The sequence below is a fragment of the Alistipes sp. DJF_B185 genome, from assembly GCF_964250025.1.
Lineage (GTDB): Bacteria > Bacteroidota > Bacteroidia > Bacteroidales > Rikenellaceae > Alistipes > Alistipes finegoldii.
This window is the reverse complement of the sequence record NZ_CAXUDY010000002.1, coordinates 397,177-421,758: the sequence shown is the minus strand read 5'-3', so window position 1 is coordinate 421,758 and position 24,582 is coordinate 397,177. Positions and strand designations below refer to the sequence as shown.

Annotated in this window: 13 protein-coding genes; 5 read left to right on the top strand and 8 right to left on the bottom strand. The window is 59.1% G+C overall.

What is annotated here, in order from left to right:
• Positions 1-5: 5 nt before the first annotated feature.
• Genes ACESTR_RS04960 through ACESTR_RS04940 form a run of 5 tightly spaced genes read left to right on the top strand, consistent with a single transcriptional unit; the run spans position 6 to position 8,095 of the window.
• A complete protein-coding gene (locus tag ACESTR_RS04960) occupies positions 6-1,628 on the top strand; it encodes a RagB/SusD family nutrient uptake outer membrane protein (RefSeq protein ID WP_279064754.1) in 1,623 nt (540 codons plus the stop codon).
• A gap of 19 nt (positions 1,629-1,647) precedes the next feature.
• On the top strand, positions 1,648-2,298 hold the full coding sequence (locus ACESTR_RS04955; RefSeq protein ID WP_244075942.1) for a hypothetical protein: 651 nt from the start codon (positions 1,648-1,650) through the stop codon (positions 2,296-2,298).
• An 11-nt stretch (positions 2,299-2,309) separates the two neighbouring features.
• On the top strand, positions 2,310-4,679 hold the full coding sequence (locus ACESTR_RS04950) for a glycoside hydrolase family 20 zincin-like fold domain-containing protein (RefSeq protein WP_302268835.1): 2,370 nt from the start codon (positions 2,310-2,312) through the stop codon (positions 4,677-4,679).
• A 17-nt stretch (positions 4,680-4,696) separates the two neighbouring features.
• Positions 4,697-6,658, top strand: coding sequence for a hypothetical protein (locus tag ACESTR_RS04945; RefSeq protein WP_279064760.1), 1,962 nt, complete (start codon positions 4,697-4,699; stop codon positions 6,656-6,658).
• Between the two features lie 12 nt (positions 6,659-6,670).
• Positions 6,671-8,095, top strand: a complete 1,425-nt coding sequence (locus ACESTR_RS04940) for a sialate O-acetylesterase (RefSeq protein ID WP_270391170.1) — start codon at positions 6,671-6,673, stop codon at positions 8,093-8,095.
• 260 nt (positions 8,096-8,355) lie between these two features.
• Here ACESTR_RS04940 and ACESTR_RS04935 read toward each other — a convergent pair whose 3' ends face one another.
• The 8 genes from ACESTR_RS04935 to ACESTR_RS04900 form a co-directional block, all read right to left on the bottom strand.
• A complete protein-coding gene (locus ACESTR_RS04935; protein WP_270391167.1) occupies positions 8,356-9,513 on the bottom strand; it encodes an aldose epimerase family protein in 1,158 nt (385 codons plus the stop codon).
• A 23-nt stretch (positions 9,514-9,536) separates the two neighbouring features.
• Positions 9,537-10,583: a glycoside hydrolase family 43 protein gene (locus ACESTR_RS04930; protein WP_408629167.1), complete on the bottom strand. Its 1,047-nt coding sequence runs from the start codon at positions 10,581-10,583 to the stop codon at positions 9,537-9,539.
• Between the two features lie 35 nt (positions 10,584-10,618).
• Positions 10,619-13,153, bottom strand: a complete 2,535-nt coding sequence (locus ACESTR_RS04925) for an alpha-L-arabinofuranosidase C-terminal domain-containing protein (RefSeq protein ID WP_279064767.1) — start codon at positions 13,151-13,153, stop codon at positions 10,619-10,621.
• Between the two features lie 7 nt (positions 13,154-13,160).
• Positions 13,161-15,404: a GH92 family glycosyl hydrolase gene (locus ACESTR_RS04920; RefSeq protein ID WP_279064770.1), complete on the bottom strand. Its 2,244-nt coding sequence runs from the start codon at positions 15,402-15,404 to the stop codon at positions 13,161-13,163.
• Between the two features lie 74 nt (positions 15,405-15,478).
• Entirely contained in the window at positions 15,479-17,995 is a 2,517-nt protein-coding gene (locus tag ACESTR_RS04915; RefSeq protein ID WP_302268841.1) for an alpha-L-arabinofuranosidase C-terminal domain-containing protein, read from the bottom strand.
• A gap of 30 nt (positions 17,996-18,025) precedes the next feature.
• Positions 18,026-20,290, bottom strand: a complete 2,265-nt coding sequence (locus tag ACESTR_RS04910) for a GH92 family glycosyl hydrolase (RefSeq protein WP_279064774.1) — start codon at positions 20,288-20,290, stop codon at positions 18,026-18,028.
• Between the two features lie 7 nt (positions 20,291-20,297).
• A complete protein-coding gene (locus ACESTR_RS04905) occupies positions 20,298-21,932 on the bottom strand; it encodes a GxGYxYP domain-containing protein (RefSeq protein WP_279064776.1) in 1,635 nt (544 codons plus the stop codon).
• Positions 21,933-22,007: 75 nt separating this feature from the next.
• Positions 22,008-24,581 carry an alpha-L-arabinofuranosidase C-terminal domain-containing protein gene (locus ACESTR_RS04900; RefSeq protein ID WP_279064778.1) on the bottom strand — a complete coding sequence of 858 codons (2,574 nt, stop codon included), beginning with the start codon at positions 24,579-24,581 and terminating at the stop codon, positions 22,008-22,010.
• Position 24,582: the final 1 nt, after the last annotated feature.

Genomic DNA, 24,582 nt, shown 5'->3' with positions numbered 1-24,582 from the left:
AATCTATGAAACGAATACATATCATTACATTGCTTTTCGCGTTGTTTTCCGCCGGGTTTGCGGGGTGTAATCTGGACCGTTTTCCCGAAACGGCGATGGCCGAAAAGGATTTCTGGAATCCTCAGTCGGAGGACGAATTCAAATATGCCGTCAATCAGCTCTACGTGCTGCTGGGACATCGCTGGGGCGATACGCGCGCCGACGATCTGTTCCGCAACAACTATCCCGACGACATCAGTGCCGGAACCCGCAAGGTGCCGGCCAAGAGCGACGACTGGAGCAATCCCTACAAGATGGTTTTCTGGGCCAACCGCATCATCGAACACGCGCCGGAGCACGGTACGACCGCTTCGCAGATAGACCGTTTCGTGGCCGAAGCCTACTTCTTCCGTGCTTACGCCTACTACCAGCTTGTATGTAAATTCGGCGGCGTGCCGATTCTGGTGAATACGGTCGGCGATATCGACGACCCGATTCTCTATGGTCCGCGCGCTTCGCGCGAGGAGGTGATGACTCGCATTTATACCGACCTGAATCTTGCGGCCCGCGAGCTGCCGCTGCCTTCGGCACTGGCCGACGGAGAGTTCGGACGCATTTCGCGGACGGCGGCTCAGGCTTTCAAGGCGCGCGCTGCGCTCTATGAAGGCACGCGTCGGAAATTCCATGGCGAAGAGCAGGCCGAGCCCCATCTCAAGATTGCCTATGAAGCTGCCGACTCGGTGATTCAATCCGGCGAGCACACGCTCTACACCAAGGGGACGCAGCCCTATAAGGACCTTTTCGAATATACGGGTGAGGAGGCTTCGGAACATATTCTGGTGAAACTGTACGGCTATCAGGAAACGCAATTGCTGACGCACAATTACCCGTACCAGATCGCCGTCAATTACGGCGTTTCGCGCAACTTCCTGAATCTTTATCTTAATGATACGGGGCTGCCTTTCGAGGACGATCCCTCTTTGCAGCTCACCTATAACGACTATTTCGACGGCCGTGATCCCCGTTTGGCCGAAACGGCATTGCGCCGCGGCGTCAACACCTACCAATTCGGTCCGTTCGTGCCCTATGCGCAGTCGCGTACGGGTTTCGGTATCCGCAAATACGTGCGCAACGACGGCATGACGGACCAGCCCAGTACGCTGGATTATCCGCTGCTGCGCTATGCCGAAGTACTGTTGACATACGCCGAAGCCCGTTTCGAACACGACGGAATCATTTCGGACGAGGACCTGAACCGTACGGTCAATGCGCTGCGCGACCGTGTGGGCATGGCGCACCTGACCAACGAATTCGTCACTTCCAATCACCTCGATATGCGGACTGAACTGCGTCGTGAGCGCTCTGTCGAACTGGCGCTCGAAGGGCTTCGCTACGACGACCTGATTCGCTGGAAAGAGGCCGAAATCCGTTTGCCGCAGGATGTATTGGGAGCACGGTTCATCGCCGGAGAGTGGGGCAGCGTCTCGCCCGGTTCGCTCGAAGACAAACTTACTGCACAGAATGTGCTGATCGTGGAGGAGGGAACGAGCCGGTTCTTCGATCCGAAGAAGGATTACCTCTATCCCATTCCGAGCAACGATATTGCTCAGAGCCGCGGGAATGTAGAACAGAATCCCAATTGGAAATAACCGTTAATCAGTTACTCAGATGAAAAAAAGCATATTTTCGCTGTTGGCGGCCATGGCATTGCTGGGCGCCGCCTGCGAAGACGATTATAAAAACTATCCTGACGGCTATGACCGTCAGTATTATACGACTTTCGATTACGAGTCCGACGATCAGGGCAATCCGACGCTCACGAACCGGACGATCTCCGTCGACCGTTCCAGTACCGAGCTGATCGAGCTGCCCGTCAAATTCATGTCGGAAATCGAGCGCGATTACGACATCGAGGTGCGTCTTTATGTACGTAATTCCCCTTATTTTCTTACGCAGATGGGAGTTATGAAACCTCCGAAGAACGAATTCTCGACTCCCGACTCGCTGGCGGTTCCCGGTGTGGATTTCCATATTCTCGATAGGGACAAGCGGGTGATGACGCCCGTACGTACCGATACGCTGACCTATTACAGCGTTATTTTTCCCCGTGCCCGCAAAGGCGTCGAAAAACTCTATATCGAACTGCTCAACAACGAAGATTTCGATCACTTGCGTTGTGCATGGCTGACGTTGGCGGTCAATAAGATAGATGCGACGAGCGAGCAGACGCTGCAGCAGACTGCCGTCAATCACGATGCCGGACATTACAGGATATACTCGCTTTCGCGCTGTTATTTCCGCAGGTTGAACATTCAGTAAACGGGACGGATATGAGCTATTTCAAAATATTTCGCATGGTGGGGGGCGCTCTCTTTTGGGCATTGGCGCTCCTCTCGCCTGCCGGGGTTTCGTCGCAGACGCTCGAACTCTCCGGGGCTCAGGTCGTGACTTCGGGCGACGACCCGCTGGTGCGCAAAGCCGCCGAAGTGCTTGTCGATGAACTCGCCCTGCGTACGGGGGTGACACTCTCCGCTGCCGGGACCGCCGACGGAGTGCAGATCCTTATCGGCCGGGAATCCGATCTTGCCGCGGGCAATGCCGCGCTGGGCCGGGAACTTGGAGCGCTTCCGCCGACGGGAACGGAGGGCTACAAACTGCTGGTCGCGGAAGACGGTAAATGCGTCGTCGTGGCGGGAAACGATCCGCGGGGCGTGCTGTACGGCGTGGGGCGTCTGCTGCGCAGTTGCGAACTGCGTAAAGGAAGCATTCTCCTGCCTGCGGCGACAACGGTTTCATCGACTCCCCAGTATGCGGTCCGGGGGCATGAACTGCATCCTTCGCCGCGGGCCAAGTCTCCCGACGAAGCATGGGCCAAGGAGAACTTCGAACAGTATGTCCGCGAACTGGCGCTTTTCGGGATGAACAGCATCGAGATGCTGCGCCATGTGCCTGCTGACTATATCCGTATCGCCAAGTCCTACGGTCTCGATGTCTGGATCGTGACTTACGACAACGGTCCCGATTTCGAATCGGAGCGCGGCGAGGCCACCGAACTGCGTTTCCGGGAAAATATCTTCAAACGTCTGCCGACGATCGACCATTGGTGTATCAAGAGCGGTGATCCGGGCGATCTGACGCTCGAACGCTTTTTCTCCTTCTCGGAGAAAGAGGTGGCGCTGCTCAAGCGCTATCATCCCGAAGCGAAGGTATGGCTGAGTCCCCAGCATTTCGTCGATGCTCCGATGAGCTATTTCGAGGAGTTCTGCCGGCGTGCCAATGTCGTAAAGTGGGCCGACGGTGTGGTATTTGCTCCTTGGTGCCGGATGTCGTTCGAGCAGCTGCGGGCGAAAATCCGTCCCGGACTGCCGATCCGCAACTTTCCCGACATCACCCACATCTACAGCAGCCAGTATCCGGCGCGGTCGATCGACCTGCCGATGGCGATGACACTCGGACGTATCTGCATCAATCCCAGCCCGGCGGCGCAAAAGCATATCCATAACCTATATGCCGGATTGGGCGTCGGGTCGCTGACCTATTCCGAGGGTACCAACGACGATCTGAACAAATTTTTCTGGCTCGGTCAGGATTGGGACGCTTCGACCGAAGCCGAAGCGTCGGTATTCGATTACGCCCGCTACTTCATCGGGCCCGATCTGGCCGCCGATTTTACGGCAGGCATTTTTGCGCTGGAGCGTAACCTGATAGGCCCCCTTGCAGAAAATGAAGAGATAGATACGACTTTGAAAATGTGGCAGAGCATGGAGGAGCGCGCCGACGATGCGACAATGCGCAATCCGCGTTTTCTGATGCCCCTGTTGCGGGCTTACTACGATGCCTATATCTACCGGCGGTGGTTGCATGAACTGGATGTCGAGTCCCGTGCCTACGATGCGTTGAAAGAGGCTCCCAAACGAGGTTCTTCGCGTGCGTTGTCCCGAACCCGCGCGATTTTGGGCGAAGCGCGGCGCAAACCCGTGGCGCAGGAGTTGAAACGGCGTTGCGAGGAGCTTTACGAGGCGGTTTATCACGACGAGGGTCGCTGGACGATGGAATACCAGCATTGCCCGCTGATGGACCAGATCGATTTGCCGCTCAACGACAGCGAGTGGCTGCTGATGCGTATCGACGAAATAGACGCGCTGGCCGACAATGAAGAGCGCGTGGAGCAGATTATGGCGTTGGTCGGCCGTACCGATCCCGGCGAAGGCGGCTTTTACTACAATTTGGGCGATTTCTCTTCGGAACGGGTGACCGGTATAGATGCCGCATGGGAGAGAGACCCCTCTCATCTCGAAACGCCCCATTGCGGTCTGGGTGCCAAGATGAAGAAAGGCTTCGTGATGACCCATCTCGGATTCGACGGCAAGCCCGTGCCGCGTGCTTGGTTGACGCAGGCCGGAATTTATTACGACCAGCCGCTTAAACTGACTTTCGACGGATTCGATCCTGCTGCGACTTATCGCGTGCGGATCGTCTATGTCGGCGAGGCCAACAAATTCAGGAGTCATGTGCGGCTCGATGCGGACGGCTGCAAGGTGCATGATGCGATCCGGCTTTCGGGCGATGTGATACGCGAATTCGATCTTCCGGCCGAAGCGACCCGCGACGGTCGGGTGACGCTGAGCTGGCGGTGCGATACCGGGGAGCGGGGCGTACATGTGGCCGAGCTGTTTTTTCTTAAAAACCAACAGAAATAACCTTAAAAACAATGATTATGTATCTCAATAAACGCATTATTTTCGGATGGCTCCTGCTGGGCGGACTGTTTGCCGGGGCGTGTGGCGAGGATGAGCCTGCACCCGCAGCCGAGCCGCTGGACCTCAGCATACGCGCTGCCTTGGCTCCGGTGTTGACGGCCGACGGCACCGCTTCCGTTGAGGAATGCCGCATGGAATGGTCGGCGGACGATGCCTTCGGACTTTGGGGCCGCAGCAGCCGGTTTGCAGACAACAATGTTTGTTTTACGCTTCAGGAAGTCTCCGCCGACGGTGAGGGTATCTTTTCCGGTTCGGTGTCCGACGCTCCCGGTTCGGGTCCTCAGACGCTGCGTGCGCTGTATCTTTATCGGGATAACCGCGGATTCGACCCTGCCTATCTTTCGGTCAAGCTCCCTGCGGCTCAGATTCAGTCCGGCGGGGTCTGCGATGTGAAACGCTATGGCTTTCTCGTTGCGACGCTTGAAAATGCAGATGTCGCTTCCGGCGAAGTCGCCATGGAGTTTTCAACTCCGTGTGCGGTGCTGAAACTCGAAATCGACGCTGCGGGAACCCCTCTTGCCGACAAGAAACTGAGTAGCGTGCGTATCGAGTCGGAACGGCCCTTGATCGGCAGTATGATTTACAATCTGGAGCGGAACGAGGTCGAAGTGCCGTGCAATGGTAAAACCGTGAATCTTACGCTGGCCGACACTCCGTCCTTAAGCGGTAAATGTGCCGCATGGTTCACCCTCTGCGAGGCCGAACTCGCCGGAGCACCGCTGAAAATTCAGCTTCTCTGCACGGACAAGAGCGTCGTGGACATTGTTTGCGAACCGCAGACCGCATTGCAGGCGGCGCGTGTGAGCGAACTGCCGCTGAACTTGGCGGCATTGATCGCTTCGGGCGATGCCGAGGTGAGCGAATTCCGCGTCGATCTGAGCGAGAACGGTACCTCGAACTGCTATGTCGTTTCGGCGGCCGATAAATACAAGTTCCGTCCGACGTGCGGCAACAGCAACGATCTGCCCGCAGGCATGACCCGGATAGATTGGCTCTGGATGAGCGCTCCGGACCTGATTACCGAGGTCGGCTATGAAAAAGGCATGGTCGTTTTCCGGGCTGGCGAAGCCCGCGGCAATGCGGTTATCGCCGCTTTCAACGATGCGGGTGAAATCGTGTGGAGCTGGCATATCTGGCTAACGGAAGACCCTGCGGCCGATCTTCACGCCGGCATGAGCAAGAGCTACCAGCTGCTCGACCGTAATCTGGGCGCCGTCTCGACCGAAGTGGATGACTATCTCTCCTATGGCCTTTATTATCAGTGGGGACGCAAGGATCCTTTCATCGGCCCGCGTCATCACGGGACGAAGGTCAAACGTGAAGAGACGCCCGGCTTCTCTGCGGCTACGGCCGATTATGTCGTAAATCCTGCATATGGAGGAACGTTCAAACTGGTGAAGAACACGGAGCTGCCTTCGGGCGGGGAGATCGGCTATGCCGTTGCCAACCCGATGAATTTCGTATGCTTCGGGGCCGAACAGAACGGCAGCGGCCAGACTTGGTTCAATTCGGATTTCAAGCAGTACCTTACTTTGTGGGGATACAACGAAGCGACGAGTTCCAGTTCGAAAACCATTTACGACCCGTGTCCGGTGGGGTACAAGGTGCCGCACTTTACGGGTACGGTCTGGGCCGGCGTTGCCGCTGCCAATCTGCCCGTGATGTCGAACGCCGGGCTTTACGGCGTCATGTTTTCGGGTGCGGAGGGTTCGTCGTATTATCCCGCTGCGGGCTTCCGAGACCATACGGGCGGTTTCCTCTCCTATATGGGACAGTGCGCTACCTTTTGGTCGGCCATGACCTATAATAACCTTAATGTCCGCGGTATGAAGATCGAGCCTGCGGGCAAAACCTATGTGAATGTAAATATCAAATTCAATGCGGCGTACGGCCAGTCGGTGCGTTGCGTGAAAGAATAAAAATCACCGGATATGAAAATGAAACGAATCGTATGTATTATCTGCGCGGCGGTCTTTGCTTTGACCGCCCGCGCGGAAATCCGGCTGCCGGCGTTTTTCGCCGACGGCATGGTGCTCCAACAGCAGGCAACCGTGCGCATTTGGGGGACGGCGGCCGCCGGAGCGAAAGTGACGCTTACCGCCGGATGGGATAACCGCACCTATACCTGCAAGGCTGCATCCAACGGCAGTTGGGCGCTCAAAGTCAAGACGCCCGCTGCGGGCGGGCCCTATGAAATCCGTATCAGCGACGGCGAGGAGATCGTACTGCGCGACGTTCAGCTCGGCGAAGTGTGGATATGTTCCGGACAGTCCAATATGGAAATGCCTGTAAAGGGTTTCCTGAGTCAGCCGGTAGAGGGTGCTTTCGAGATGATACTCGATGCCGGGAAGGATAATGTACGGGCCTTTACCGTTGCCCGCAGGCTCTCCGATACCCCGCAGGCCGACTGTGGCGGCAAATGGGTGGCGGCCTCTGCCGGAACGGTTCCCGACATCAGCAGTGTCGCTTACCTTTTCGCCTGCCGCCTGCATCGGACGCTGAAAGTGCCCGTCGGTATCGTCGTGGCGGCTTGGGGCGGAACGTCGATTCTGGGGTGGCTTCCTTCCGGGGAAATTGCGAAAACGATTTCAAAAGAGGAGTGCGCCCGGATATTGGCGGTGAACGGCAGCGACAAAAATCATCCTGCCAAGCTGTACAACGGAATGATCGCCCCGATTGCCGGATATGCCGCACGCGGATTCATCTGGTATCAGGGCGAAGCCAACGTCGGTTTTGCCGATGCTTACGGTGCATTGCAGAAACAGTTGGTCAATACATGGCGCCGGAGCTGGGGCGATTCGAATATGGCTTTTTATGCCGTGGAGATAGCTCCTTACCGCTATGGCCGCGGGAACGAGAACGCCTTGTCGCGTCCGCTGCTGGTCGAAGCGCAGGAACGGGCGTTGAAACAGCTGCCCAATACGGCTTTGATTCCGACGACGGATGTAGGCGATGCCGTTTGCATACATCCTGCGCGCAAACGTCAGGTCGGCGACCGGCTTGCGGCGACGGCGCTCAAACAGGTATACGGCCTGAGCGGGCTGGAACCCGAATCGCCTCGTATCGCCAAGGTCGATTATGCGGACGGTACGGCCGTAGTCTCCGTGACTTCGGCGTTGGGTGCCATGCCCGGCCAGATCCGCGGATTCGAAATCGCCGGGGAGAACCGTCGGTTTTATGCGGCTAAAGCCGTAGTCGATCGTCGTAAAGGCACGATCCTCGTATCGTCGGATCATGTGCCTGCTCCCGTTGCAGTGCGCTATGCGTTCCGCAACTACATTGTCGCCGATTGGACGAACTGGATGGGGATCCCCGCCCTCCCGTGCCGCACGGACGATTGGCCTGACGAGAACTGATGAACGAATTGCCGGGGATTCCGTGTATCGCCTTTCCGCGGAATCCGTTGCCGGATAGAAAACCGGGCAAGCCTTAGTCGGACTTGCCCGGTTCTTTGTTCGTCTGTTTCTGTCCTTGTTTGTCGGCAAGGGGCGGCCCGGTGCGCAGAGCGTCGCGGCTTCACGGCGTATCGTTACGGCGGGATGTACGACGTTGGAGCGTTCGGTTTCGGTCCGGTCGAAGTCCGTTTGCCGCCGGGTTTCCGTTGTCAGGGGGCTGGTTATTGCTCGTCTGTTTCGAATGCGTAGACCGTATGCTGCGTGTAGGTCTCTCCCGGACGCAACACCGACGACGGGAAGTTGTCGTGGTTGGGTGCGTCGGGGAAATTCTGCGTTTCGAGGGCGATGCCGGAGCGGAAGTTGTGGCGGTCGCCGCGTTTGCCGACCTCCTTGCCGTCCATGCCCTGTCCTGCATAGAACTGGAGTCCCGGCTGGTCGGTGTAGATCTTCATCCGGATGCCCGTCGCGGGTTCATAAGCCTCGGCAGCCAGCGAAACCGTGCCCGCTTCAGGCTTGTCGAGCGCCCAGTTGTGGTCGTAGCCGTTTCCGAATGCCAGCGGTTCGTAGTCGGTTTGTCCGATGCGTTCCCCGATCGCATGCGGCGTGCGGAAGTCGAGCGGCGTGCCTTCGACCGGGAGGATTTCACCCGTGGGGATCAGACCCGCGTCGGTGGGCGTAAAGCCGCTGGCATGGATGGTCAGCAGGTGCGAGTCGGTCGAATGCTCCGTTGTGCCGTGCAGGTTGTAGTAGACGTGGCTCGTGGGATTCACGATTGTCGGGGCGTCGGTCGTGGCCTCGTAGTCGATAACCAGTCCGTTGTCCGGCGTCAGCGAGTAGGTGACCGTGATGTCAAGGTTGCCCGGATAGCCCTCTTCGCCGTCGGCGGAGCGGTAGGACATGGCGACGGCGGGATTTCCTTCGGGCGTCGTGGTCTCGCGGGCGTCCCAGACGCGGCATTCGAATCCTCCGGGACCGCCGTGCAGGTGGTTCTCGCCGTTATTGATCGTCAGTTGGTACTCCTTGCCGTCGAGCGTGAAGCGTCCTTTGCCGATGCGGTTGCCGAAGCGTCCCACAACGGGTCCGCAGTATTTGTCGGCCGTGCGGAGATAGGCGTCGATGCTGTCGTATCCCCATACCACGTCGCGGAAGCGGCCGTCGGCGGCCGGAACCCAGAGCGCGACGACGCGTGCGCCGTAATTGGTGAGCTGCACGGTCATGCCGTCGGGGTTTTGCAGGGTGTAGAGTCCGACGGGTTTCCCGTCGATTTTGGTTCTGAAGGCGGCGGCATCGAGCAGTTCGACGCCGTTTCCGCTGTCGCCATTGCCTGCGCAGGAGAGCATGCAGGCCGTGGCTGCCATTAAGAAGAGATAGCGTTTCATGGTCTTTGTTTTTTATGTGGTCGTTATTTGATCCGGACGGGTTTGACCCCTTCGAAAGTCATTTTTACGGGTTTGATGAAGCCGTCTGCATCGAACTCCATGCGGTCGATGCAGGTCTGGCGGTGCCCCATGGCGGTCGCGCCCAGCGGGCGGCGGTGGTAGACGATGTAGTATTCGTCCCTGCCGGGAATCCGTATCACCGAGTGGTGGCCGGCTCCGGTGGCGATTTCGGGGTCCTGCTGGAGAATTTTGCCGATACGTTCGAACGGCCCGAACGGGGAGTCGGCGATGGCATAGGCCACGCTGTAGTCGGGACCGCTCCAGCCGCCTTCGCTCCACATGAAATAGTACTTGCCGCCGCGCTTGAACATAAACGGTCCTTCGACGTAGTTTTCAGGCGTTACGGACTTGTACGTCTCGCCGTCATCGAACGGCACGACGCTCAGCAGGTCGTCCGACAGTTTGACCATGTTGCAATGGTGCCAGCCGCCGTAGTACATATAATGCGTACCGTCGTCGTCGCGGAAAACGAACTGGTCGATGGGTTGCGCGCCGTTGACGATGCGGTCGATCAGCGGTTTGCCCAGCGCGTCTTTGTACGGGCCGCCTGGACGGTCAGCCACGGCGACGCCGATGCCGCCGTATTCGTGGTCGTTTTGGATGTCGTTGCCGCTGAAGAAGAGGTAATATTTGCCCTTGTGTTCGAGTATCGCCGGCGCCCACATGGCATATTTTACCCATTTCACGGCGTCGGTGGTGAGGACTTTCGGATGTTTGGTCCAGTTCACGAGGTCCTTCGACGAGAAGGCGTCCATGTAGGTCTGGATGTTGTACAGCTGGTGGACTGCCGAGCTTTTCTCGGCGGGGTAGGCCGGCATTTCCTCGCCCGGTGCGGCATAGAGGTCCGAAAGGGTGGGGAAAATCCAGTATTCCTTGCCGAAGACGGCGCCTTCGGGGTCGGCGTACCAGCCCGGAAAGACGGGATTTCCCGAAAGGCTTTTACGTGTGTTTTTTGTGCTGCCGCACGATGCCGCAAGCAGCAGGGCGGCAATGGCGGAAATCAGTTTCAGATACTTTGTCATCGGGGTATTGAGGTTGCTGGTTATTATTTGTCGAGAGGTATACGCAGGATGGTGAGCGAGTTGGGGGCGCATTCTACGGGTACGGTGCGCCCTTCGATGCGGAATGCCGATTCGCGGGCGGTGATTTTTTCGGGTTCTTCGAACGAATTTTCGTCGTAGATTGACGCCGATGCAAGCTCGATGCGCCGGGCTTCGCCGGGCGCGGCTTTCCCGCCTTTCAGCGCCAGCGAGGTTCGCCACGGCTCCGTGCGGCCATTGACCAGTTTGACGACCAGTTCGTTACGCTTGCGGTCGAGACCTGCGACGGCGTAGTGCTTGTTGACGATCGTATAGTCGTAGGCGTATTTGAGTTCACCGTCGAGGTAGCACTTCCATTTGTTGCCACGGATTTCGATGCGCACGTCGTACCACCGGTTCGCTTCGATCGGCTCCTGATTGCGGTAGTCGAAGAGTGAAACCGAACCTTTGTCGCCGATCTCCCGGAAGAGGACCGACTCGTTGGAGTGGCTTCCCATGTCGGCCATGAAATAGCGGCGGTCGTCCTGCATGCCGAAGACTACGCGGAACCCTTCGTGTCCGGCCGTCTTGCGGGCTTTGAGGGTGATCGTGCAGTCGCCCGCTTCGAGATCTTTCAGACGCAGGAGCGCATCTCCGGCCGGGACTGGCTGGGTCAGGACGCCGCCTGCGGCTTTCCACTCGCCGCGGATCGTCTCCCAGCGTGTGTCGAGGTCGCTCCAGTCGGTGGTGTAGAGGGTGCGGCCGTTGCTCGTGACCTTCAGGTCGCGGAACTGCGCCGCCGTGTTGCCCGTACTCAGGCCGATGAATCCTTTGGGAGAGTGGGGTTTTGCGACCTGCTCTCCGAGAATGCAGAGCGGAACGTTCACATCGGGCCGGTTCTCCGAAAAGAGTTTCATCACATGGTAGTTCGTGCGTCCGTAAACCTGTTTGTTGTCGAGTACCATCAGGTGGTTGCGGCCGTAATGGGCGTTTTCGATCAGCGGGGCGTAGGAGACCAGCTGCACTTTGTCGGCGTTGCGCTCCACGCCGGTCAGGTAAGCCGCTTCGGCCAGCGACGCGTAGAGATTCGACTGCCCGACGGCGGCGTATTCGCCGACGTAAATCTTATAGGGGAGCTTCTTCGGGAGCTTGTCGTAGACGTCGGCGTTGTTGTAGAACCAGTCGGCGGTCTCGTAATAGTGCGGGTCGATCATCTCCACTTTGTCCAGCCGCTTGATGTCGTCGCTGAACATCAGCGCTGAGATAACCGTCAGCTGCGGATATTTCGCCTTGATCGCCTTGTGGAAACGATTGTAGTTGGCCGCATAGCGGGCGAAGACGTTTTCGTTGCCGACCTCGATGTATTTCAGCGGAAAGGGTTCGGGATGACCGTTTCTGGCGCGTTCGGCGCCCCATTCGGTCGTCTTTGCATCGCCCAAAGCGTATTCGATGGCGTCGAGCGCCTCCTCGATCAGCGGTTCGAGTTCGTCGCCCTGCACATAGTCGCCGTTGCGGAACAGACACGACATGCCCGCGTTGCAGACGAACATGCCCTCGGCGCCGATGTCCTCGCAGAACTGCAGGAATTCATGGTAGCCGAACCCGTACGTACTGCGGTAGCCCCACAGGTTGTACTCTCCCGGACGTTTTACCGGGTCGCCGATGGTCTCTTTCCATTTCACGCGGTTGTCGAGCGTCAGCCCCTCGACGATACAGCCGCCGGGCCAGCGGACGAACGCCGGGCGCAGCTCTTCGATCATCGTCGCCACATCCTTGCGCAGTCCGTTGGTGCGGCCCTTGTAGGTGTCGCGCGGGAAGAGCGACACGTAATCGATCCAGACGCGGCCTTCGGCGGGGAAGGTAAGGCGCAGGGTGTTTTTGTTCCCTGTCTTCGACGGGGTGAAGGTCGCCGTATAGCGGTGCCAGCTGCCGTCCGTCGTCAGACGCACGTCGCTCGCAGCAACAGGTTGCCCGTCGGGCGTGACGATCGCGGCGCGGCACCACGGGGTTTTCTCCGCGCGGACGTAAAATTCCAGATCGTAGCTCTTGCCCGCTTCGACGGCGATTCCCCAGTAGCCGCTGTTTACGGCGCTCACTTCGCCGCGCGCCGCGGCGAGGTCGAGGCGCAGGGCGTGGGGCGTGGCGGCGTTGAGCGGATATTCGGCGGTAACGGACGAAGCGGCCTGTGAGCCGTCGGCGTACTGCGTCCGCCAGCCCGTCATCGCCAGATCGGGACTCCACCGCACGCGGAAGCGGTTGACCGAGTCGTTCGAATAGCAGTGCGCGTGGGGTGCGGCGGCATACCCGTCGGCGTCGAGCGTGCAGCCCGTCGGGAGTACGCCCTCCTCGAAGCCGCGGTTGCGGATCATCTCGGCGTAAAGCCCGCCGTCGCCCGAACCGGTGATCTCCTCGAAGAAGACGCCGTAGAGCGATGCGGGAATTTCGGCCCCGCGTTTGCCGAGGTCGATTTCGATGCGACTCCCGTCGTCGCTTCCGGCCGCCGTCAGCAGGGCCGCCGTGCCGGCGAGGGTGCAGAGCAATCGTTTGGTATTCGTATTCATAGCGTCTTTATTGGCGTGTTTCGTTGTAGGGACGGTGTTCGGGGGCGGAGCCGAAGTCGTAGTTGGGCTGCGGGCCCATGACGAATTTCAGCGTGCCCCCGCGAACGATGTCGTCGTATGCGATGTAGGAGTTCAGATAAGGTTTTCCGTTCAGTTCCACGGATTGAATATAGCTGTTTTTTGCGGAATTGTTCTCTGTTGTCACCATAAATTTGCGTCCGTTGGGCATATTCAGCACCGCTTTCTCGAAAAGCGGGCTGCCGAACGAGTAGACCCCGCACGAGGGATTGACCTGATAGAAACCTAGTGCCGAGAGAATATGCCATGCCGACATCTGGCCGCAGTCCTCGTTGCCGATGATGCCGTCCGGTCGGTCGGTGTAGAAATGGTGCTGTACGTAGCGCACCAGTTCGGCGGTTTTCCACTGCTGGCCTGCGTAGTTGTAGAGATAGATGACGTGGTGCGAAGGCTCGTTGCCGTGGGCGTACTGGCCGATCAGCCCCGAAATGTCGGCCGAGGCGTGGGGACCCATGTCGCCGGAAACGCGGAACAGCGAGTCGATTTTGGCGCGGAAAGGTTCGTCGCCGCCCATGGCTTCGATCAGCCCGTAGGGATCCTGCGGCACGAAGAAGGTGTACTGCCACCCCGTGCCTTCGGCGAAGTAGCCTGTGCCGCCGTGTACCGACTGGAACGGATTGTAGGGCGTGAGCCAGCTTCCGTCGTCGAATTTCGGGCGGATGAAATTGATGTCGCCGTCGAAGTAATGTTTCCAGTAGCGGGCGCGCCGGGCGAAAGTCCGCTCCACGTCTTTGTGTCCGAGTTTGTGCGCCATGGCGGCGATGCCCCAGTCGGCCACCGCATACTCCATGGCTTTGGAGGTCGCCTCGAACTCCTTGTCCGCAGGGATATACTCCCGGTCCAGCACATAGCCGATTCCGGCCTGTTCGCGGAGTGTGGCCGTCTGCAGGGCGCATTGCAGGGCGCGCTCCGCGTCGATGCCCCGGATCCCTTTCACTACCGCGTCGCTGACGATCGGTACGCTGCCGTAGCCGGGCATCTGGTTGGTCTCGCCGCCGATCAGCGGCCAGATCGGAAGCTTGCCCTGCTGGTCGCAGATCGAGAGCATCGACGCGACCATGTCGCCCACCCGGTCGCTCTGGATGATTGTAAACCACGGATGCAGCGCCCGGTAAGTGTCCCAGCACGAGAAGGTCGAATAATTTGTCCGGCTGGTTTTGCGGATTTTATTGTCGTGGCCGCGGAATTCACCGTTCACGTCGCAGTAGGTCGTGGGGGCGATCATCGTGTGGTACATGGCCGTATAGAAGATGCGCTTGGCGCGTTCGTCCGCAGTCGTGATCTCGACGCGCTCCAATTCCTTTTCCCATGCGTCGCGGGCCGCCGTCATCACCTTGTCGAAATTCCAGTGGGGAATCTCTTTGCGCAGGTTTTCCAGCGCATTGTCGGTGCTTACGGACGAAACGGCGACTTTCAGTGCCAGTTTCTCGACGCTGCCTTCGAAGCAGACCACGCCCTTCACGCCTTCGCCTTCCAGCTCGCCGCGTCCGGCCGGCTCGTCGTCGTTGAAGACCAGCAGTTCGGCGATCGGACGGTCGCTTTTCAGTGCGAAGTAGACGCGGTGTTCCGGCGCCCAGCCTTTGACGATGCGGTGGCCGACGACGGTGTGGGTATCGACCAGCCGTAGCGACGAGGCGAACGATTGAAATCCGTTGCCTTCGCGGAGGTTGATCAGCAGACGGGTCTCTTCGCCCGCCGGGAAGGTGTATTTGTGGAACGCGACCCGCCGCGATGCGGTCAGTTCGGCATGAATGCCGTTGTCGAGCGTCAGGGAATAGGAATAGGGCGAAACCCGCTCGTTTTCATGCCGGTAATGGGCTGAACAGCTGTTCGAGATGTCGTCCTGTTCGCCGCGGCGCGTGCGCACGTCGCCCGTGAAGGGCATGATCTGGATGTCGCCCAGATCGGTGCAGCCCGTACCGCTGAGGTGCGTGTGCGAAAATCCGATCAGCACGTTGTCCGAATAGTGGTAGCCGGAACACCAGTCCCAGCCTTTGAAGATATTTTGCGGTCCGACCTGTATCGCACCGAAGGGAACGCAGGCCCCGACGAAAACATGGCCGTGGCCACCCGCTCCGATGTAGGGATCCACATAGCGGAGGTAGTTTTTGTCGCCGGCCGCGGCCGATACGGCGACGGCGGCTGAGAGCAGGGTGAAAAGAAGCTTTTTCATGCGGTTCGGAATTGTGGAAAAAGGATAACCCGCCTTCCGTAGCAATGCCGGCGGGTTATCCCTTTGTTCGGTATTTAGATTTCGGCCTTGATGCGCAGCACGGTCAGCGACCACGGTTCGAACGTGTAGTCGAACCTTTCCGAGAAGCCGTTGTAGGTGCTTTCCCTTGGGAATACTTTCTTCGGATCTTCGAGCGTGTTCTCGTCCTTGGGGTCGGCCGATGTGAGGGTGACGACTTTTCCCCTGCCCTCCACGGAGGTTACGTTCTGCAGGTTGATTGACGTGGTGAACGGCTCTTCGGTGGCGTTCACGAATTTGACGATCAGTTCGCCCGCATTCTCGTCGTAACCCGAAACTACATAGCGCTGTATGTTCTCGATCGTCGTTTCGAGCATCTGTTTGCCGTCGAGATAATAGGTGAATTTGCCGCCTTTGACGTCGATGCGGATATCGTACCAGCGTCCCTCCTCCACATGCTGCGAGATGTTGTTGGGAATCTGCGGCATGTCGTTGCCGTCGATGCGCTGGAAAGCCGTAGTCTGGTTACCCCAGCCGCCGATGTTGAGCACGTAGCCGTTCAGCCCGTCGTGCATGCCGAAGTAGATGAGGAACCCCTCCGCTCCGGCGGTCTTGCGGGCCTTGAGCGAGATCGAGCAGTCGCCGAACGCTTCCGGCGTGCTCCATAGAATCCAGCGCATCACGCCGGGACCGGAGCCTTTCAGCGTGCCTTCCCCGGCAGTCCACGAACCCTCTTGGGGCGTCCAGCCCTGCGTCATGTCGGCCTCGACGGTGCGACCGTCGGCCAGCGTGACTTTCAGGTCCTTGTATTCGTTGTCGGTATTCCAGCCGCCCAATGCGATTCGGCCGCGGACTTCGACGGGGTGTGTCGGCTGTTCGAATGCGGTGGCGACGTTGAACGACGGACGGTTTTCGGCGTACATCTTCTGTACCTGATACGACGAGCGTCCCATGACGCGGTGGGAGTCGAACCAGATGAGGTTCGTGGGCCAGACGCGGTCATTGACGTTCTCTAACAGCGGAGCGTAGGAGGCCATTTTCACCAGATCGGAGTTGCGCTCGACACCCGTGAGGAACGCCGCCTCGGCCAATGCGCCGAGCAGGTTGCCGCCGCCGACGTTCTGATTGACGGCGTATTCGCCGATGTAGATTTCGTAATCCCCGCGTTCCTGTTGGTCGAAGAGTTTGTCGCTGGCGAAGAAGAATTCGGGCGACACGTACCAGTGGGGATCTATCATATCGACCTTCTCGTGACGGTGCTGGCCGCCCAGTCCGAGCGTCGAGATGAGTTTTAACTGCGGATATTTCGCCTTGATGGCCTTGTAGAATTTGTCGTGACGCTTTTCATAGACCGGACCCCAGTTTTCGTTGCCGATTTCGACGTATTTCAGCGGGAAAGGTTCGGGATGACCGTTCTCGACGCGTTTGCGGCTCCACGCGGTCGTGCCGTCGCCCAATGCGTAGTCGATGGCGTCGAGTGCGTCGTTGATGAAGAAGTCCACCTCCTCTTCCGGACATGCGTCGCCCGCGCGGCCCTGACAGCCCAGTCCCACGTTGCAGACGAACATGCCTTCGGCACCGATGTCCTCGCAGAACTGCAGGAATTCGTGGTAGCCGAAGCCCATCGTGGTACGATAGCCCCAAGTGTCGTAAACACCCGGACGGGTAGCCGGATCGCCGATGGTTTCCTTCCATTTGATACGGTTCGAAAGGGTGATGCCCTCCACCACGCAGCCGCCCGGCCAGCGGACGAATGCCGGACGCATGGCTTCGAGCGTCTCGGCGATATCCTTGCGCAGTCCGTTTTCGCGGTTACGGAACGTTTCGGCCGGGAAGAGCGAAACGTAATCGAGCAGCAGCGTTCCTTTGCCTTCGAGTTCGATGACGAAGCGGGCGTTGTGGTCAGTGCCGGCAGCTATGAGTTCGCCCGAATACTGACACCAAGATTTATCCGGGTCGAGGGCCAGCGGCCGGTTGCAGAGTTCCGTGCCGTCGGCGCCGACGAGTTTGATGGTGGCTTTGCCGTCGAACAGGTTGCCGTTCGAGGTGTTGAAACGCAGGAAATAGCTTTTGTCCTTCTCGATGTTGATGCCCCAGAATCCGGTATTGGAGAGCGCGACGCGTCCCTGAACGGGAAGCGTGACCTTCAGCGCCGTCGGAGTCGCGCTGTTGAGCGGATATTCGGTCGTGAGTTGCATGGTCGCGCCTTCGCCTGCCAACTGTTCGAGCGACCATGCGGGTATTTCGTCCGTTGTCCAGCGAAATGCCAGATCGGGATGGGGCTTCGAGCCGGTAAGGTGATTGCAGACGGCGGGTGGATAGATTTTATCGCCTTCGACCCGGTAGCCTTCGGGTACGGAGCTGTCTTCGAATCCGCGGTTCTGAATCAGCTCGGCGTAGAGTCCGCCGTCGCCCGCGTGGTTGATCTCTTCGAAGAAGATGCCGTACAGGGATGAGGGAACCTCTGCGCCGCGCTGTGCCGCGTCGATGTTTATTTGGGCTTCCGGCTGAGAACAGGCGCCCAGCAGCAGGGCCAGCGCCGGAAGCGAAAGATTCTGGTGTAGGGTTTTCATGGTCGGTTTGTTGGTCGGGTTATCTGTAATTTAACGTTCGAAGGGACGGTGTTCCGGAGCGGCGCCGAACTCCCTGTTCGGTTGCGGACCCATTGTCAGGCGCAGCGTTCCGCCCTTTACGATGTCGCTATGGCGGATGTAGGCGTACGGATAGGGTTTGCCGTTGAGTTCCGCCGACTGGATATAGATGTTGCGTTCCGAATTGCCTTCGGCCTTTACCGTGAATTTTTTGCCGTTCCCCGTCCGGATGGTCATTTCCGCGAATTTGGGACTGCCGAGGACGTAGATTCCCAGCGAAGGATTCACCGGGTAGAATCCCATCGCCGAAAGTACGTACCACGAAGACATCTGGCCGCAGTCCTCGTTGCCCGCCAGTCCGTTGGGCCGGTCGGTATACATTTCGTTGAGTATGCGGCGTACCATGCGGGCGGTTTTCCACTGCTGTCCGGCGTATGCGTAAAGATAGACGGTGTGGTGTCCCGGTTCGTTGCCGTGGGCGTACTGGCCGATCAGGCCCGATATGTCGCCCGACGCATGTTCGCCCATGTCGCCCTCGACGGTGAAGAGCCGGTCGAGTTTCTCCGTGAACGCCTCTTCGCTGCCGAAAAGTGAAATCAGCCCCCGGACGTCGTGCGGCACCAGCCAGATGTACTGCCACCCCGTACCCTCGCAGTAGTCGTCGTTGCGGTGGGTCGAGTGGAACGGATCGAACGGTTCGCGGAACGATCCGTCGAGGTTGCGGCCGCGGAAAAATCGGGTTTCGGGGTCCCAGTAACTTGTGTAGAATCGGGCGCGCCTGCCGAACAGGCGGGCATCCTCTTCGCAGCCCAGCTTTTCGGCCGCAAGGGCGATGCTGCCGTCCGCCAGCGCATATTCCAGCCCTTTGGCGACCGATTCGCCCTCCTTGTCGGACGGGATGTAATCCTGCGTGCGGAGCCATGCGAGTCCCTTGTAGTCGCTCAGCATCGACCGCTTCATGGCTTCGAAGGCGCGGTCGTAATCAATGCCCGGAAATCCTTTCATAACGGCGTCGGCAACGACCGGAACCGACTGGATGCCGATCATTTCGCGGGTGTCGGAGCCGTACAGGTGCCAGACGGGGAGATAACCTTGCTCGTCGTAAATGTCGAGCATCGTATTGACCATGTCGGGCACGCGTTCGGGCTGCAGCAGCGTGTAGAGCGGATGCGCGGCGCGGTAGGTGTCCCATAACGAGAATACGGTGTAGGTCTCGTGTCCGGGGTCCTCGTGGTTTTTGCCGTCGGCGCCGCGGTATGCTCCGTCGCAGTCGTTGAAGAGGTTGGGCTGGAGGAAAGCGTGGTAAAGCCCGGTGTAGAGGATACGGCGGGCCGCATCGTCCGAACCTTTGACCGCGACTTTGCCCAGCTCGCGTTCCCATTTGCGGCTGGTCGCCCTGACCGTGGCGACGAAGTCCCAGCCGGGAAGTTCACAGTCGATATTGCGCGCCGCGCCCGCCATGCTGACGGGCGAGATGCCGACTTTGACCAGTACCTCGCGGGCCGAATCGTCGAGCCGAGCGACTCCTTTGAGGTTTATGCCGCGCTCGACGCTGCTGCCTGCGGCGAGTTTGTCGTCTTTGTAGATTTCGAGCGTCACGGGTTCCGAGAAGCGTGCCGTGAAATAGATGCGCTGTTGTTTGGACCAGCCCGACGAACAGCGGTAGCCGCGGACCGTATGGTTGTCCTGCTGTTCGATGAAGGTCTCCGTCGCGCGGTCGTCGCCGTTGGCGTCGAAGAGATTTATCACCACCTGTTTCTGCCCCTCGCTGGGGAAGGTGTAGCGGTGGAATCCCACGCGCTCGGTGGCGGTCAGTTCGACGTCGATGCCGTAATCGTCCAGATGCAGCCGGTAGTAGGCTGGGGCGGTCGCTTCGCGCTGGTGCGAGTAGCGCGAGGCGTAGCCGCTGTCGGGATTCTCCTGCGATCCGGGCGTTACACGTATTTCGCCTGTGGTGGGCATAAAGAGCAGGTCGCCCGTGTCGCTGCATCCCGTGCCGTTGAGGTGCAGGTGTGCGAATCCCACGCAGATCGAATCCGAATCGTGGTAACCCGAACACCAGTCCCAGCCTTTGTTGAAGTTGTTGGGACCGAGCTGTACGGCTCCGAACGGTGCGGCGGCGCCCATGAAGGTATGGCCGTGGCCCGACGTGCCGATCCGCGTGTCCACCCATTGCAGGACGCCTTCCTGTCGTGCGAGCGACGGATCGGGAGTCCGGGCTTGTACAGCGGTTGCGCCGGCGAGAGCCAGCAGCGGGATAATCGTGTGTTTGAGCATGGCCGGATTATTTGTTTTGGGGCTTGTTTTTCCACGGAATATGTTCGGGGTGCGCCTCGTAATACTTGCGGGCCGTGGCGACGTTGTCCTTGGGCATCAGGAATACGAAGCGGCCGGGGAAATCCTTTTCCAGCCGTTCGGCTTCGCGTTTCAGACGGGCCACGCCGTGGTAGCCGTAAGTGGCCGCCGTGGGGTAGACGTTCAGAAAGTGCGGCCGCGAAGGATCGAGCAGCCCCTGCCGGTGCGCGAGGTTGTTGTACAGATCGCCTTCGGCGACCAGATGGTCGCCCTGATTCATGATGATTACCCCGTCGTGGTAGTCCAGCACCACGTCGTCGTCGCCGTTGAAGACGCCTTCGAGTCCCGCGGTTTCCGCATAGCGGTAGAAACGGTCCGTGCCGTAGGAGGTGTGCCAAAAGCAGGCCGTCTTGAATCCGGCCGACGCGAGCCACCGGCGGTTCAGTTCGAGCCACTTCTCATAACCTTCCTCGCTGTAGTCGCGGCCGTAGATGAATTGGTAGCCCGAAGGGCCGGCCATCAGCTCGTCGTTGGGACTCATGTGCTTGTAATACCACTCCAGCAGGAACGGGTTCAGCTCCTGCATGCCGGCGCAGAGGGTCGTGCCGACGGGGAAAGCCCCGCGGTCGGTGTCCTCGGTCCAGATGGCGTAGAGCGCGTTCTGGTCGAACTGTACGTTGTCGCCGTCGCTGAATACGACGCTGACGTAGATTTTGCCGTTCTCGGCCTTGACGGCTTTGCCCGGCCGCTGTTTGAACGATTTGTTGGGGTAACTGCACCAGAAACTGCCGTTGGCGTAGTAGTCGCTCACGACGTAGCCGATGTTGTAGCGGTTGGTGACGTATAGCAGGTCGTCGCCGCTCTTGGCATAGCCCATGACGATGGCTCCCGGCTTGAAGTCGCCTTTTCGGCAGATCTCCTCGATGATCGAACGCTCTTCGGGATCAGCGTCGTCGAGCCAGAATGCGAAACCGCGCGACGCCACGGCATAGTCGTAGAGCGTCCACGGATTGCCCGTCCAGTCGCTGCGCAGTCCCAGCGTGAAGAGTATGTTCGGGTGGCATTGGGGCTGAATGGTCTCCATGGCCCATTCATATGCGTCGCGCTTGGACGCCCAGCGGCCGTAAAGCCGCTCCACGTTACCTTTCCACGGGGTTTCGGCCGTCAGGCGGGCATAGAGTTCCTCGGTCAGCGGCAGTCCTTGGTGCTGGGCCGAGAGCATGACGGCCATGTTCCACGACCAGTCTTCCTCTGGACTCCAGATGTAGATGTTCTGCACACGGTCCGCATAGGCCTTGAACAGCGAGCGCAGACCCGGATCGCGGCCTTCGCCGAAGGGCAGGATCTCGAAGGGGCGTTTGGTGTCGTCGAGCTGGCGGACATGGTGGTCGGCTAAATAGAGGTAGCACTCGGCCGTCTCTTGATTTATGAGTCCCTGAAAGGCCGTGGAGATCATGCGCGCAGGGCCGTGGTCCCGGCGGATGTCGGCGACGGTGATCGTGCCTTTGTGCATTTTGGTTTTGTAGAACTGTCCCGACTGCGGTGCGGCGGCGGAAACCGTACCGCCGATAAAGATTGCGGTGGCTGTCAGGAGCGGAAATATGCGGTGTCTGATGATTTTCATGTTCGTTCGGGTTTGCGGCCTGCGGCCCTGTCTGCCGCCGGTTCGGTGCAATACGGCGGCAGACGGCGGCGCGGGCTATTTTTTGAGTTTGAGTCTCAGTACGGTCATAGATTGGGGGCGGAACGTGACGTCCATCGAGGAGCTTACGTTGTTGAAGACATCCTCCACCGGAACGATCCGGTTCCGGTCCTCGAAAGTGTTTTCCTCGTGCTTGGAATTCGCCCAGAGCGAGATGCGTTTGCCCTGCGGCTCGAATTCGGCGTTACGGAAATTGAGCTTCGTGCGCATCGGAACGTCCTCGGCATTGATTACCTTGACGATCACTTCGCCGTTTGTCCGGTCCAGTCCCGCGATGGCGTATTGGCGCTGTACGTAGCTGTTGTCGTAGGTCAGGTCTTTTCGGCCGTCGATCCAGCACTCCAAGATATCCTTGTCCTTGATGACGAGTTTCACATGGTAGGTGCGGCCCGTTTCGATGCGTGTCGTCGGACGGTCGGTGTTCAGCACGAAGGCGTTGTCGTCGGCGACGCTCTGGAAGATAGTCCATGCATTGCCGAAGCTGCCCAGCGTCAGCTGGTAGCAGTTCGCCGGATCTTTGGCGCCGAACTTGAGGACGAACCCCTCTTTGCCGCCCAGCTTTCTGGCGTCGAATTCCACGGATACGATCTTCGACTTGACGGCGTCGAGCCATTGGTCGCGGAGCATGATCGAGCCGGTGCCGTTCTCGTCGGGCTGGATCAGCTTGCCGCCTTCGATTTTCCAATCGCCCGAAGCGGCAGCCCATTCGCCGGGATTATTCTCCAAATCCGATGCGTAAACCTGTTCACCGTCTACCGAAATGCGGATATTGGAGTACTCCGCCGCCGTTTGGTAGGTTCCCAGACCGATGCCGCCGACCGGAGTGGTCTTGTCGGGAAGCACACCCAATTGCGTGTCGGTGGCCAGATTCACGTCCGGACGGTTGTCGGTGAACATGCGCTCGACCCAGTAGGAACTCCTGCCGATGACGTCGTCGTTCCGTACCAGAATCAGGTTGACGCCCATGCGGCATTTGGTATTCTCCATCAGCGGGGCGTAGGAGGTCATCGTCACCAGATCCGAATTGCGTTCCATGCCCATCATGAACGCTCCTTCGCTCAGTGCGCCTTCCATGTTGCCCGAACCGACGCCCATGTTGCAGGCGTATTCGCCGACATAGGTTTTGTGGCCCTTTTCGCGCGGGAACTTGTCGAAGTAGTCGGTGTTGGCGTAGAACCAGCTGGGGAAGTTGTAGAAATGGGGATCGTTCATGTCGTAACCGTCGATCCACGAGAGCTGGTCGCTCATCGGCAGGCAGGTAATGATCGTAATGTCGGGATACGCTTCGCGGATACGTTTGTAGAAGCGGTTGTAATATTTGGCGTACATGGCGCTGTGGTTCTCGTTGCCTACTTCGATATAGTCGAGCGTAAAGGGCGCGGGATGTCCGTTCTTTGCGCGTTCGGCGCCCCATTTGGTGGTCTCGGCGTCGCCCGTGGCGTACTCGATGGCGTCGAGCGCATCCTGTATCAGCACCTCGACCTCCTTGTCATCGTAATAGTCGCCGTTGCGGCCGTCGCACGACATGCCGGCGTTGCAGACGAACATCGCCTGCGCCCCGATGTCTTCGCAGTACTGCAGGAATTCGTGGTAGCCGAAGCCGTTGGTCGAGTGGTAGCCCCAGAGGTTGTACTCGCCCTTGCGGAGTTCGGGCTTGCCGATGGTGTTTTTCCAGTTCACGCGGTTCTCCATCGTCAGCCCCTCGACGATACAGCCGCCGGGCCAGCGCATGAAGGCCGGTTTGAGGTCGGCGACGAATTGGGCGACGTCCCTGCGCAGGCCGTTGGACCGGTTGTGGAAGGTCTCCTGCGGGAAGAGCGACACGTAGTCGATCTCCAGTGCACCCGCCGAGTCGAAACGCAGGGCGAACCGGCCGTCGTTCATGGTCTGCGAGGGCTTCATGACGGCTTCGAAATATTTCCACTCCCCGTCGCCCTTGAGCGTGAAACGTTTCGAGGCGATGACCTCGTTTTGCGCCGTGAGGATTTCAGCCGTCACGCCGCCCTTGTAGCCGGGTGCGGCCTTGATGTAGAAACGCAGGTCGTATTTTTTGCCCGCTTCGACGGCCAGTCCGTAGAAACCGCTGTTCACCAGCCTGAACGGGGCTGCATGGCGGTCGATGGTCAGGTACATGGCCTTCGATGCTTCGACGCCCAGATGGTCGGTGTCATCGATGCGGACCGAGTATTCGCCGTCGGCCGGACATTCGACCGTCCAGCCCGGATGTTTGTCCTCGATATTCCACGGAATACTCCAGCTTCGCAGGTGTTCGGGCGAGGAGTAGACCGATTTATGGGGCGCGTAAACGCGCTTGTCACCGGGATTGTAGGTACAGCCCGACGGAAGATTCGCCTCCTCGAAGCCGCGGTTGAAGATCAGTTCGGCATAGATGCCGCCGTCGGCCGAGCGGTTGATGTCTTCGAAGAATACGCCGTACATCGTCGGGGCGATTTCGGCTTTTTCCTGCGCAACGTCAATGTCGATGCGCGTCAGGGGGATTTCCTGCGCCGTCGCGGCCGGGACAAGGCCTGCGGCTCCCAAGGAAAGCAGTGCTAATAGTTTTGTTCTCATT

Coding starts and splice junctions, on each gene's coding strand:
- ACESTR_RS04960 (WP_279064754.1), top strand. CDS start 6: ATGAAACGAATACATATCATTACATTGCTTTTCGCGTTGTTTTCCGCC.
- ACESTR_RS04955 (WP_244075942.1), top strand. CDS start 1,648: ATGAAAAAAAGCATATTTTCGCTGTTGGCGGCCATGGCATTGCTGGGC.
- ACESTR_RS04950 (WP_302268835.1), top strand. CDS start 2,310: ATGAGCTATTTCAAAATATTTCGCATGGTGGGGGGCGCTCTCTTTTGG.
- ACESTR_RS04945 (WP_279064760.1), top strand. CDS start 4,697: ATGTATCTCAATAAACGCATTATTTTCGGATGGCTCCTGCTGGGCGGA.
- ACESTR_RS04940 (WP_270391170.1), top strand. CDS start 6,671: ATGAAAATGAAACGAATCGTATGTATTATCTGCGCGGCGGTCTTTGCT.
- ACESTR_RS04935 (WP_270391167.1), bottom strand. CDS start 9,513: ATGAAACGCTATCTCTTCTTAATGGCAGCCACGGCCTGCATGCTCTCC.
- ACESTR_RS04925 (WP_279064767.1), bottom strand. CDS start 13,153: ATGAATACGAATACCAAACGATTGCTCTGCACCCTCGCCGGCACGGCG.
- ACESTR_RS04920 (WP_279064770.1), bottom strand. CDS start 15,404: ATGAAAAAGCTTCTTTTCACCCTGCTCTCAGCCGCCGTCGCCGTATCG.
- ACESTR_RS04915 (WP_302268841.1), bottom strand. CDS start 17,995: ATGAAAACCCTACACCAGAATCTTTCGCTTCCGGCGCTGGCCCTGCTG.
- ACESTR_RS04910 (WP_279064774.1), bottom strand. CDS start 20,290: ATGCTCAAACACACGATTATCCCGCTGCTGGCTCTCGCCGGCGCAACC.
- ACESTR_RS04905 (WP_279064776.1), bottom strand. CDS start 21,932: ATGAAAATCATCAGACACCGCATATTTCCGCTCCTGACAGCCACCGCA.
- ACESTR_RS04900 (WP_279064778.1), bottom strand. CDS start 24,581: ATGAGAACAAAACTATTAGCACTGCTTTCCTTGGGAGCCGCAGGCCTT.